Origin of the sequence: Ruminococcus sp. YRD2003 (assembly GCA_900109435.1) — a bacterium.
GTDB classification, from domain to species: Bacteria; Bacillota; Clostridia; order Oscillospirales; family Ruminococcaceae; genus Ruminococcus; species Ruminococcus flavefaciens_G.
On sequence record FNZT01000009.1, the window covers coordinates 78,858 to 91,697 of the forward strand.

General features: G+C 51.0%; 11 protein-coding genes. 7 read left to right on the top strand and 4 right to left on the bottom strand.

The features are described 5' to 3' along the window. Nucleotides 1–62: 62 nt before the first annotated feature. Complete coding sequence (locus BMX22_RS16450) at nt 63–1,409, bottom strand: dockerin type I domain-containing protein (protein ID WP_074742045.1); 1,347 nt, start codon at nt 1,407–1,409, stop codon at nt 63–65. Between the two features lie 180 nt (nt 1,410–1,589). On the opposite strand from BMX22_RS16450, the gene BMX22_RS08490 reads away from it, so the two are divergent. Continuing rightward, entirely contained in the window at nt 1,590–2,387 is a 798-nt protein-coding gene (locus tag BMX22_RS08490; protein ID WP_143055503.1) for an RES family NAD+ phosphorylase, read from the top strand. A 285-nt stretch (nt 2,388–2,672) separates the two neighbouring features. On the opposite strand, the gene BMX22_RS08495 is transcribed toward BMX22_RS08490, so the two are convergent. Further along, nucleotides 2,673–3,593, bottom strand: coding sequence for a S1 RNA-binding domain-containing protein (locus BMX22_RS08495; RefSeq protein ID WP_074742047.1), 921 nt, complete (start codon nt 3,591–3,593; stop codon nt 2,673–2,675). Nucleotides 3,594–3,652: 59 nt separating this feature from the next. Next, entirely contained in the window at nt 3,653–4,009 is a 357-nt protein-coding gene (locus BMX22_RS08500) for a hypothetical protein (RefSeq protein WP_074742048.1), read from the bottom strand. 233 nt (nt 4,010–4,242) lie between these two features. On the opposite strand from BMX22_RS08500, the gene BMX22_RS08505 reads away from it, so the two are divergent. The 5 genes from BMX22_RS08505 to BMX22_RS08525 are packed head-to-tail and all read left to right on the top strand — an operon-like array spanning nt 4,243 to nt 8,626. Then, nucleotides 4,243–4,431 carry a DUF951 domain-containing protein gene (locus tag BMX22_RS08505; protein ID WP_074742049.1) on the top strand — a complete coding sequence of 63 codons (189 nt, stop codon included), beginning with the start codon at nt 4,243–4,245 and terminating at the stop codon, nt 4,429–4,431. 37 nt (nt 4,432–4,468) lie between these two features. Beyond that, nucleotides 4,469–5,542: a peptide chain release factor 1 gene (gene prfA, locus BMX22_RS08510; protein WP_074742050.1), complete on the top strand. Its 1,074-nt coding sequence runs from the start codon at nt 4,469–4,471 to the stop codon at nt 5,540–5,542. A gap of 4 nt (nt 5,543–5,546) precedes the next feature. Continuing rightward, a complete protein-coding gene (locus BMX22_RS08515; RefSeq protein WP_074742051.1) occupies nt 5,547–6,560 on the top strand; it encodes an L-threonylcarbamoyladenylate synthase in 1,014 nt (337 codons plus the stop codon). Next, nucleotides 6,557–7,207, top strand: a complete 651-nt coding sequence (gene coaE, locus BMX22_RS08520) for a dephospho-CoA kinase (protein WP_074742052.1) — start codon at nt 6,557–6,559, stop codon at nt 7,205–7,207. Before BMX22_RS08515 ends, coaE begins: the two co-directional genes overlap by 4 nt. Before the next feature lie 15 nt (nt 7,208–7,222). After that, nucleotides 7,223–8,626, top strand: coding sequence for an aminopeptidase (locus BMX22_RS08525; RefSeq protein ID WP_074742053.1), 1,404 nt, complete (start codon nt 7,223–7,225; stop codon nt 8,624–8,626). A gap of 340 nt (nt 8,627–8,966) precedes the next feature. Here BMX22_RS08525 and BMX22_RS08530 read toward each other — a convergent pair whose 3' ends face one another. Next, entirely contained in the window at nt 8,967–9,563 is a 597-nt protein-coding gene (locus tag BMX22_RS08530) for a haloacid dehalogenase-like hydrolase (protein ID WP_318259717.1), read from the bottom strand. A gap of 404 nt (nt 9,564–9,967) precedes the next feature. Here BMX22_RS08530 and BMX22_RS08535 point away from each other — a divergent pair, with 404 nt between their 5' ends. Beyond that, the gene (locus tag BMX22_RS08535; protein ID WP_074742054.1) at nt 9,968–12,838 is read left to right on the top strand and encodes a carbohydrate-binding protein; all 2,871 of its coding nucleotides are present in this window, start codon (nt 9,968–9,970) and stop codon (nt 12,836–12,838) included. The last annotated feature ends 2 nt before the right edge of the window (nt 12,839–12,840 follow it).

A 12,840-nucleotide genomic window follows, 5' to 3' on the forward strand; every position in this document is an offset into this window, starting at 1 on the left:
CGGCTTGCTTCTCGGGAGTTTTCTTATATCGGCTTATGCAGTTTTGGAAGTTACGAACTCCTTTAGTGTCGGGATATACCCTCTGCGGTAGATACAAGAGCGTAGTACGCGAGTACGCATGAAGCGTCCTTTGCGTCAACGATGCCGTCGCTGTTGATATCGGCGGCTGTGGTTTCAGCCTCAGTGAGACCGCTTTCCTCGCCTGTTGAAGCCTTCGCATAGGCAACGAGTATCATCGAGGCGTCCTTTGCATCGACCTTGCCGTCATTGTTGACATCGCCGAGGTCGAGGCTTGGTGTGGTCGTGGTCGCAGGTGTATCAGTTGTAGTTGCTGCGGTAGTAGTTGTGGAAGTTGAAGTTGTAGTAGTCTCGGAAGTGGTAGTTGTTGTAGGCTGAGTTGTGGTGGTAGTAGTCTCAGAAGTGGCAGTTGTTGTAGGCTGAGTTGTAGTGGTAGTAGTCTCGGAAGTTGTAGTAGTCGTGGGCTGAGTTGTAGTTGTGGTAGTCTCGGAAGTCGTAGTAGTTGTGGTCTCCGTTGTAGTGGTAGTTGTTGCGGAAGTGGTAGTTGTGGTTGCTGTTGATGATGCGCTTGTTGTTGTAGTTGAGGGAAATGCTCCGCTGTAGGGAAGCGAAGCGATATTGCCGCTCAGATAACAGATAATAGCGTATGAGTCATTTCCATCTATGCCGTCTCCGCGGTTATAGGTATCGGCATTCGCCAGCCCTTGAGGAGTGAGCGTATTTGCCACGCAGTCATTGAGGTAATCGTTGAGAGCGATCACGTCCTTTGTATCGACCTTGCCGTCGCAGTTGACGTCTCCGCAAAGACCTGTTGCTACGGGAGCGGTCGTAGTTGCAGCTGTGGTAGTCTGAGATGCTGAAGTTGTTGTGGGCTCAGCTGTTGTGGAAGTAGTCGTAGTGGTTGTAGGCTTTGCTGTAGTGGCAGTTGTTGTCATGGTTGTGGCAGTAGTAGTAGTAGTTGTTGTTGTTGTTGAAGTTGCAGTCGATTCGGTCACCTGCGGGAACGCTCCGCTGTAGGGAAGCTTGCTGATAATACCGTCTATGAAATAAATGATAGCAGTTACTTCATTGGGGTCTATTCCATCGCCGGTATGATATGCATCTGCGTTCAGTATGCCCTGAGCGGTGAGAGGATGCTCCTTGCTATTGTTGAGGAAGTTGTTGAGCGCTGTTACGTCCCTGTTATCGACCTTGCCGTCGCAGTTAACGTCGCCGTAAAGGGGAGTGTATACCACAGAAGAAGTAGTTGCCACTGATGTGGTAGTTGAAGCAGCCGTGCTCTTTGAAGTTGAAGCGGTACTGCTTACCGCTGTTGTAGTCGTTGAAACGGAAGAAGTCGCTGCCGATGATGTAGTCGTGGTAGTCGCGAGATACTCCGCAGGCTCGGTCATATCTTCAAAGAAGGCACAAATGAAAATGAACTGTTAGAAGCATTATTTGAAGATGTCAATTCATATGAGCGAGTAAAAGATGGCGAATATAGTTTATGGGGAGAAATTGATGATCCTCAGTTTGTTATAAAAGATGAGCTTTATGGAACTGAGCTTCTCCCTGTGTATCAAGACTGGCTGATGTTTAAGCACGTTGCGAAACATTATAATAGATTTTTCGCAATTGACGGTTTTGGAGATTATTCAGGTTTTTTAGAAAGGTTCAAAAGTATTTTATTGGGGTTCTCTGAAGATTTACCTGCAGGAACAAAACTATATAGAACTCGAATACAAACCCCTGAGTTAATGGACTTACCCACAATACAACCATATAAAGAAATGGGACCAGCTCCACCTAAATATGCACAAACTAATAGAATGAGTCCTGCTGGTATTTCATATTTGTATTTAGCTTCCGATAGAGATACAGCATTTTCAGAATGCAGATTATCCAATTGCATAGCGATTGTAGCTGAATTTGAATCAAAGCAAGACTTGCAAGTAATTGATTTTACAAAAGACAATTACTATTATGATTGTGGTAGTATATTTAGTGATGATTACTGTCATGAAGAGATCTTCATGACTCGTTTTTTAAAGGGGTTTGTTGAGGAGTTGTCTCAACCAGTAAATGATAATCAAGATCGTTCCTATGAATATGTTGCAACTCAAATAATCTCTGAATACATTAGGAGTATCGGTCTTGATGGGATATGCTATAAAAGTAGTGTAGCTAACGGAAAAAACTACGCTTTCTTTTATGGTCCAGATCCCAAAGAGGTTCCCGATTTATATCCATACCCATTTAATGATCTATACTATCTTTATGAATTACCAATTTTAGATCCTTATACTGAATTCTTTAACATTACTCAAATTGAGGAAGTTAGATTGGAGAATACAGTCAAAGCAACTACTATTAATTCACGGATAATCTAATTAAAAAACTGCTTAGAAGTCCATTCCAAGCGTTTTTCTTATGAAGCTGAAAATGTGACTTGAACACGCAACCTCTGGTTAGAAAAAGCTAAATCCCGACACGTTTTGGTATCGGGATTTATTGTTCCTATTCAGTTCGATATTGTTCTTTCTCCGTTAAGGAACGTGAGCATTGAGGGAGAACCCTTTTTCAAAAGGGTTTCCCTCAATAGATACCCCGTAATATTTCTATATAGGCACAGCACATATGAATGGCGGCTTTTTATTGTAATGTCAGGGCAGTGTTCATTCAAAGCAGGTGATCATTTTGCGTCCGCTGGCAGGTGGGGCGTAGTTCCACTCGCTCAGATGTCCTGAGTCTATGTAGTAGTGAAGGCTGCTCGCGGGTGTACACTCCTCGCAGACGTCAACGATAACAAGCTTCACTTTCATCTTCTCGGGGATTATTGCCTTTATGTATACGCTCACACTCTCTCCTGCGGTGACTCCTCCGCGGAGCTCAGCAAGACCTGCAAGGTTAGGCGCAAGCTCCACGAATATGCCGTATTCCTCCACGGAGCGCACCACTCCCGAGACTGTCTCTCCCGCCTGAAAGCCCGCGGTGTTTTCCTCCCATGTGCCGAGAAGCTCCTTGTGCGAGAGGCATATCCGCTCGCCGTCGCGGCTGCGGACGACTGCCTTGATGAGCTGCCCCGTGCGGAAGCGGTCGGAGGGGTGGGATATGCGCGAGACCGATATCGCGTCTATCGGTATCAGCGACGGGACTCCGCAGCCGATGTCAACAAAGCAGCCGAATTGCTCGAGATGTGTGACCTTCGCATCTATGATATCGCCTGCGGTGAGCTTGCTCATATGCTCGGTGATGAACTCCTCCTGTGCCGCTGAGCGCGAAAGGACGGCTCTGACACGCCCGTCTGCGTCTGTGGCGACCTCCGTGACCTTGAAGCAGACTATCTTGTTCACTCGCGAGATGAGCGCGATATCACGCGTTTTGCCCTCGCGTATGCCGACTGCTCCCTCGTCGCGGGGGATAATGCCCTCGCCGCACGGGAGCTCGACTATGATGTCGTGGGTGCTGCTGCATACAGCCGCCCGCGCTTCGAGTATGAGCCCCTTTTTCATCGCCTCTCCGAGTCCGTCTGCTGTTGCGATATACCTCTGGTTTTCGGCTGTCCTGTAGAGGCAGCCCTCGGGTCTGTAGTTCATATTTGTACCTCCGTGAGATTTTTTCCTTGTGAGATAATCATATTCACGGAGGCGGGCGTTTATGACTGCGGTGAGTCGATGCGGCTGCCGCCCATTGCCGTGAGTATCGAGCTTATTTCACGGGTGCGGCTGCCGTCGCAGACGATGAATACCTTCGTCCTGCGGCTTCGGCGCGGCTCGGGTATCACGTCGCGCGAGGCAGGGGATTCAAGCACTGCTGTGAGGTAGTTTTGCGCGGTGACTGCGGCGGGCAGTATCGTACAGTTCGTGCCGCGGCTAAGACGCTCGGCTTTGTCGGAGATGCGGTCGTAGATAAAGCTCGTGGAGTAGATTCCGCGCACTGAGCTGCGCACTTTGCCGAGTGCTGCCTCGGCATACTCGGGGGCTTCAAATTCTGCGGTTATCCTCGTTACCATGGGTGACTCCTTTCGGCATAATATTGCTCTCTGACGCGAGATGATACTGTCTGTATATTGCACGGGAGTAATTATTATGCGTATTGTCTGTTTTTAGGTGTGCGTTTTTATTATTTTTCCACAAACCTGAAAAAATATACCCTCAAAATATTGATTTGAGCACGGTTTTAGGGTATAATGTGAAATGTACGATTTTTTCAGGATGACGAAAAAGTATAAAGGATGTGGGACTGTTGGACGTAAGGGTCGGCGATGTACTGACTATGAAAAAACAGCACCCCTGCGGCTCTAACGAGATGCTCGTTTTGCGCTCGGGGATGGACTTCCGCCTGCGCTGCGTCGGCTGCGGAAGAGAGTTTATGGTCCCCAGAAGCAAGATAGAGAAAAGTATAAAAAGAATAAATAGAGAGAACGAGAGATAGACAGCAAACATTACAGTCTTTTGGAAGGATAGATATAATGTTTGAAAAGCTTGCCCTTATGGAGCAGAAATATGAGGAAATAAGCGCACGGCTCTCAGACCCCGAGACTGTCAGCGATAATAAGCTGTATACACAGCTCATGCGCGATTTCAAGAATATGACACCTATCATCGAGAAGTACCGCGAATACAAAAAGGCGGAGAGCTCGAACAATGAAGCAAGAGAGCTCCTCGAGGCGGGCGGCATCGACAGGGAATTCAAGGAGATGGCTCAGGCTGAGCTCGAGGAGAGCAAGGAGGCTATGGAGAAGCTCACACAGGAGCTGAAGGTGCTTCTGCTGCCAAAGGACCCAAACGATGACAAGAACGTCATTATCGAGATAAGAGGCGGCGCAGGCGGCGAGGAGGCTTCACTCTTTGCAAACTCCCTGTACCGTATGTATACCATGTACGCCGAAGCCAAGGGCTGGAAGCAGGAGGTGCTCAGCGCCAATCCTACCGAGCTCGGCGGCTTCAAGGAGATAAGCTTCTCCATTGAGGGCGAGGGGGCGTACTCCCGCCTGAAGTATGAGAGCGGCGTTCACCGCGTACAGCGCGTCCCCGAGACCGAGTCGCAGGGACGTATCCACACCTCTACAGTTACCGTCGCGGTGCTCGTCGAGGCTGACGAGGTCGAGCTCGAGATAAACCCGACCGACCTCAAAATAGACTACTTCCGTGCAAGCGGAGCGGGCGGACAGCATATAAATAAAACGGAGTCCGCCGTGAGGATAACCTACCTGCCGACGAATGTCGTGGTAGAGTGTCAGGACGAGCGCAGTCAGCATAAGAACAAGGACAAGGCAATGAAGATACTCCGCAGCCGCATCTATGAGGCTATGCTGGAGGAACAGGCAGCAAAAGTGGCTTCCGAGAGAAAGATGCAGGTCGGTACGGGCGACCGCTCGGAGCGTATACGCACATATAATTTCCCGCAGGGACGTCTCACCGACCACCGTATCGGTCTTACGATATACAGGCTCGAGGATATGATGAACGGAAACCTCGACGAGGTGTTCGATGCCCTTGCTACGGCAGATCAGGCTGCAAAGCTGGCAAGTCAGGAAGAATAAGCGCATGGATACTCTATTGCTGAAAAATAACATTGATGATATAAGATACGCTGCAACGCTGATAAGAGACGGACAGGTAGTGGGGATACCTACCGAGACCGTTTACGGCCTCGGGGCGGATGCCTCCAACGAGGAGGCTGTCAGAATGGTCTTTGCCGCCAAGGGCAGACCTGCCGACAACCCGCTGATAGTTCATCTTGCCGATTTTTCGGACGCGGTCAAGTACACTTCGGCGATACCCGAGCTCGCACACAAGCTTGCGGAGAGGTTCTGTCCCGGACCGCTCACTATGGTCATGCCCAAAAATGAGCGCATTCCTATGGTGACGTCGGGAGGGCTCGATACCGTGGGCATTCGTGTGCCATCGCATCCCGTTATGCACAGCATTATTGAGCTGTCGGGCTGCGCTGTTGCCGCTCCGTCTGCAAATACGTCGGGCTATCCAAGCCCTACCTCCGCCGAGCACGTAATGCGCGACATGAACGGTAAGATAGCTGCCGTGGTTGACGGCGGACAGTCCGAATTCGGCGTGGAATCGACCGTCATCTCCTTCGACGGCGAGGACGCGGTGAGGATACTGCGCCCCGGTGCTGTCACAAGAGAGATGCTGCTCGAGGTGTGCGGCGAGGTCATCATCGACCCTGCTATCCTCAATGAGGTGGGGGAGGGCGCGAAGGTCGCTTCTCCAGGTATGAAGTACAAGCACTATTCGCCTAAGGCGGATATTATCATGGTGGAGTCGTCGCTCGCGGACTTTGCGGAGCTTGTCGGCGATAACTACGGGGACGGTGTCTATGCTCTCGTTTTCGACGGCGATGAGGAAGGCTTCCCCTACAGGCACCTGACTTACGGTGCGGACAGCTCTATGCAGGCTCACTGGCTCTTTCAGAGGCTCAGGGAGCTCGACGACATCGGTGCGGAAAAAGTTTATGTCCGTGCTCCTTCTACGGACGGAGTCGGACTTGCAGTATATAACCGCCTCATCAGGGCGGCAGGATTCGAGGTGATAAGGATATGAACAGTCTTGAAGGCGTTATGGTGGTCGGGCTGACAGGTCAGACGGGTGCGGGAAAAAGCACCGTTTCACGGGTCTTCGCGGACAACGGGTTCGCGGTGATAAATGCGGACATGATAGCAAGAGCCGTCGTCGAGAAGGGGACGAAGTGCCTCGACGAGATCTCCGATTTCTTCGGGAGCGGCATCCTCAACGAGGACAGGACTCTAAACAGAAAGGCGCTCGCCAAGATAGTTTTCACAGACAAGTGCAAGCTCGATTCGCTCAATACTATTATATATCCTTACATCACGGGTGAGATACTCCGCCAGATAAAGGCACATTCGCTCAGCGGCGAGAAGCTCATACTCCTCGACGCTCCCACGCTCTTCGAGAGCCGTGCGGACGATTTCTGCGAGTTCATCATCTCAGTGGTCGCTTCTCCCGAGATTCGCAAACAGCGTATCATCGAGCGCGACGGGCTCACTCCCGAGCAGGCTGACGAGCGTATGAGCTCTCAGCTCGATGCGGATTTCTTTATTTCCCACTCCGACTACATAATCGAGAACAACGACTCGATGGATAATGTCAGCGGCATTTCAAACGAGGTGTCCGCAAAGATAAGGGATATTTACTACAGCAGGATCAATACTTCCGCTATGGCGGATTGAAAAGGAGATACAGCTATGAAAGATAAAGATAAGGTTTCCAAGGAGCTCAAGGATAAGCTCTTCCTCAAACGCAGGAACGGCTACCGCAGGATAAGCAAGTCCGACGAGAAGGCTTGTATGAGCTTCGCCGAGGATTACAAGAAGTTCCTCGATAATGCCAAGACCGAGCGTGAGGCTGTCGCCGAGGCAGTCGCGCTCCTGAAGAAGAACGGATTCAAGGAGTATAAGTGCGGCATGAAGCTGAAGGCGGGCTCTAAGATCTACCGCGTCAACCGCGGGAAGTCCGTTATCATGTCCGTGATAGGCTCTGCTCCCATTGAGGAGGGCGTAAGGCTCTGTGCGGCGCATATTGATTCCCCGAGACTCGACCTCAAGCAGAACCCGCTCTATGAGGCTGATGAGCTCGCGCTCTTCAAGACCCATTACTACGGCGGTATCAAGAAGTACCAGTGGACGGCTATCCCGCTCGCTCTCCATGGCGTTATCATCAAGGCTGACGGCTCGAAGGTAACGGTCGCTATCGGTGAGGACGAGTCCGACCCCGTCTTCTATGTGACTGACCTTCTCCCGCATCTCGCTGCCGAGCAGATGTCACGCACAGGCGCTAAGCTCGTCAAGGGCGAGGACCTCAACCTCCTCATCGGCTCTGTGCCGTTCCGCGAGGACGAGGGCAGCGAGGCTGTTAAGCTCAATATCCTAAACATTCTTTTCGAGAAGTACGGCATCACCGAGGCTGATTTCATCTCCTCGGAGCTCGAGGCTGTCCCCGCTTTCAAGGCGAGAGATATCGGCTTCGACAGGAGCCTCATCGGCGGATACGGTCACGATGACCGCTGCTGCTCATATCCCGCGCTCAGAGCTTCGGTGGACTGCAAGGCTCCCAAGCATACGGTCGTTACCGTGCTCACCGACAAGGAGGAGACAGGCAGCGACGGTAATACGGGACTGTGCTCGTCGTACCTCGAATACTTCATTCACGACCTCGCCGCTGACCTCGGTGCTGACGGCAGACACGTTCTGTCTGCGTCGGAGTGCCTCTCGGCGGACGTGAACGCTGCCTATGACCCGACATTTCCCGAGGTCACCGAGAAGAACAACTGCGCATATGTCAACAGGGGCGTGTGCATCACCAAGTACACGGGCGCAAGAGGAAAGTCGGGTACGTCGGACGCATCTGCCGAATTTACGGGACGTATCAGGCGCCTTATGGACGGCAGTGACGTCATCTGGCAGACGGGCGAGCTCGGTAAGGTGGATATGGGCGGCGGCGGTACTGTTGCTGCGTATATCGCTAACCTCGACGTCGATACCATTGATATGGGGGTTCCTGTGCTTGCGATGCACGCTCCCTATGAGGCTATCTCCAAGCTCGACCTCTATATGGCTTATAAGGCTTTCGCTGCCTTTATGGCTGACTGAGCAGGCACTCTTTAAGGACTGTATTCATACAGAAGCAATGCGGTGTATTTATTGAGGGAAACCCTTTTGAAAAAGGGTTCTCCCTCAAACTCCCTTCCTAAAACTTTCAATTTAAATTTTGCCCCTATGGGGTACTCTACTGATACGAAAAGAGTAAGTCGTTCTTTTCATTGAGAGTACCCCATAGGGGCAAAATTTGGACTAAAAGTCTTTGGAAAGGGGTTCGGGGGAGAACCTTTCTTCAGAAAGGTTTCCCCCGATATATGTCCCGTAATACTTCCGTATAGGTACAGTTCTTAAAGAGTCCCTCCTTGCTTTGTATGCAGTGCTATACGTACGGTCACTTTATGCTCCTTATCCTGCCGTCTTTGACTATGAATACACGGTCGGAAATATCCATCATCGAGCGGTCGTTATAGGAGTCGGTATAGAAGCAGTCGATGGGCTTGTCGCCGAAGTGCTCCCTGTAGCGCCTGACCTTATTGTCGCCGAAGTTGAAGTAGCTTATCTCAAGCTTTTGCCAGTCTATCTCCGAGCAGATGAGGTTCTTGGTATTGAGGCGGTGCTTTATCGCGTCAATGAGAAAAAACGGTCCTGCGGTGATGATGATGTCTTCCGAGGTTATGCGTCGGAGCATCCGCCTGTCGAGCTTGCGGTGGTTGCGCTGCCAGAAGCTGTCTGTGAGCGAGAGAAGCTCGTTCTTGTCCCTGACAATGAACTTTATCGCGTCGTTTATCCGCTTTTCAAGCGTCTCTTTGCTCGCGAGGCAGAGCTTGTACATCGCGGCGTTCCAGAACAGCGACGGCAGAAAGAGGAGTATCCGTTTATTGTGCCTGAGCATATAAAAGGCGAAGTCGACGGAACTCTCGCCGTGGTATATCGTGTTGTCGAAGTCGAAGACTTTTATCTTCACCACATCCTTTCGTTTTTTCTCCATTATACCAGATTTTTCAATGCAATGCAACAGCCGCCCGAGGCTCTGTGTGTGCAATTATTTGACCGCAATATTTGACCGATTGACCATATATTGCGGGATTCTGCCTCTTTGTTATCTTGCAAAAATGTCATTATATTACTATGAGTCTTTGTACGTACAACAATCTCGTAAAAATATTGTTTAAATAATTCTTGCGGATTGTAAATACATAAAACAGTCGGCTTTAATAACTTTGCTGCCATTTTTTTGGGGTATTTTGAAATTATATATGCAATTAGTCAACGAAATCTTTGGTTTATCCACTCTATATGCATTTAGTGGGTTGTAAAATTGACTGTACATCTTATATAATATTAACATAGTATTAATGTACGAAATAGTGTACGTATATAAGGGGGTATATCATGAAAAAGATAAAGAAAATACTAAACTCGGGATTGAGCCTCGTGCTCGGCGCCTCTCTCGCCGCTGCACCTGTAATGGACAGAGGTCTCATTTCCTCGGTCGGGGGTGCGGACGACGAGGTCGTTTTCTACGTTTCTCCCGACGGCAGCGACAGCGGCGACGGCTCTATAAGCTCGCCTTTCGCTACCATAGCTGCCGCACGTGACGCCGTCAGAAAAGTCAACGGCAATATGTCGGGCGATATCACCGTCTATCTCAGAGGCGGCGATTACCGTCTTACCGAGCCCGTTACATTCGATACCCGCGACTCGGGTACGAACGGTCATTCCGTCAACTATAAGGCGTTTGCGGGCGAGACTCCCGTCATCAACGGCTCTGCACGGGTCACGGGCTGGAGCAAGTTCAACGACAAGCTGTGGTCGGCTCCTCTCGACCGCGACTGCAAGCTCCGTAACCTCTATGTCAACGACCGACGCGCCAATATGGGCAGCGTGAAGGTGCAGTCAAAGGGCGGTTACGGTCAGTACAGCATCAAGGCGGGACAGGCTGACTGGGCATGGGATTCGGGGACTAAGTCCGACGGCTCGTCCTATGCCGAGAACTCTATGCCGAGGATAACCTCGAACTTCGATGACCTTGAGATAATCAACGGCACTACATGGAACGAAAATATTGTGTGTACACGCGATGTCAAGTATGAGAACGGCTCTGTCGTGCTCCTTTATCAGCAGCCTTACGGCTCTATCGCTCAGACCCCCGGCTGGGGTGCGGGCTTCTCTGCCGGCGGTACTCATACCATTTATAATGCGTTCTCTTTCGTGGACGAACCCGGTGAGTTCTACTTCGACAAGACTAAGAAGGTGCTCTACTACTATCCGCGTCAGGGCGACGATATGACGGTCGCAGATGTTGAGGCGCCTGTTGCCGACCAGCTCATCGTGGTCAAGGGCAGCAGCACCTCGGAGCGCGTCGAGAATATCTCCTTCAGCGGCATCACATTCGCCAATACCGACTATCAGCTGACGGATGTGGCGGGCTCGCACGGCAAGACTACCTGTCAGGCGGCTCAGACGTATACCGCTTTTGCTGAGTCGAACTGGCATAATAAAAAGTACGAAATGGTGGATACGCTTCCCGCTGCCGTTCATGTTGAGAGCAGCAAGAACATCAGATTCACCAATAACGTTATCAAGCATACGGGCGCTGACGGTATCTCCATGACGAACGATGTTGTAAACTCGGAGATAAGCTCTAACTACATCACCGATATCACTTCGAGCGGTATCACGATAGGTCATCCTCAGCATATCTACATCGGCGACGCTGCCGCCAACAACCACGAGCGCTTCCCGAAAGGTGTCGAAGGGCTCTGTACGGATATCCTCATCTCGCAGAATATGCTCTATGATATCAGCGTCGTTCACGGTTTCGGCGGCTGCGCTGCTATCACCTGCTACTACACCGACACCGCAAAGGTACTCAGCAACACAATTGAAAAGACCGCGTACAACGGCATCCACATGGGCTGGGGCTGGTGCAACTTCAAGGACAGCGAGACATCGCGCAATAACATGATTTGCTACAACCGCGTTATCAACTGCCTCAACCGTCTCCACGACAGCGGCGGTATCTATACTATCGGTCAGATGCCCGGCACTGTCATCAACGAGAACTACGTTCAGGGTATCCCCGCAGGCGGCCCAGGAGCACCTACATACGGTCTGCACAACGATGAGGGTACTGCTTACATCGAGGAGCTCGACAATGTCCTCGAGATAAGCCCGAACGTTACCTATACTATCAACTGCGAGGATTACGGGCAGAAGCATCACCTCAAGATAAAACGCACTTATGCGACTGTCAGCAAGATGGGCAAGAATCCTCCCAACAGCGAGATAGACCCCATCATCGTTGTCAAGGACAATGTCTGGCCGTTCGAGCAGTATAAGATATGCCTCAACTCGGGCGTTTCCGATGAGAACCGCAAGCTCGTGCCAGGAAGCGTGACTTCCGCTGCGAACTTCGTCTTCCCTGCAAGCTGTGAGACTACCTGCGGCAGCAAGCTGCCGATACGCAAGGGCGACGGTATCGTCTGGATAGCTCCCGACGGAACTACAAACTTCAGCGCAGGTGCAACAATGACAAGAGCCGCGACTAACGCGACCTCAATAAAGACTCCTTCAACAGAAGGGGAGTACCGCATCTACGTCACCGATGCAGGCGGCAAGGTGCTGAGCAAGTCCGACCATATCCTCCGCCTTAAAGGTACAGGCTCTACCGACGATGTTATACAGGCTGAGAGATACAGCTCGCAGAGCGGCATAGAGGTCGAGAGCTGTGAGGAAGGCGGTCAGGACGTCGGCTTCATCGAAAACGGCGATTACATCGTCTTCAAGGGAATCGACTTCAAAGGCGGCGAGGCAAAGTCGGCGGATTTCCGTGTTTCTTCAAACGGCAACGGCGGTACTATCGAGATACGCGTTGGCGGACTTGACGGAACAAAGATAGGCGAAGTCGAAGTACCCGTAACGGGCGGCTGGCAGACATGGAAGACCGTTACAACTGACATCAGCAACATGACCGGCATTCACGACGTATACCTCGTATTCAAGGGCGGCGAAAGCTACCTCTTCAATGTCAACTGGTGGAAGCTGAACTTCCCGGAGGGGCTCGATGACACCGCCTTAAAGGGCGACCTCAACGGTGACAGATGCGTCGATACGTTCGACCTCATACTCATCCGTCAGGCTGCGGAAAAGGGCGACGCCGACTACTTCGACGCTGCCGATATCAACGAGGACGGTGTGATAAATGCTGACGACGTTCAGCTCCATTCGGATTATATACTCGGTAAGATAAAATCATTTTAAGG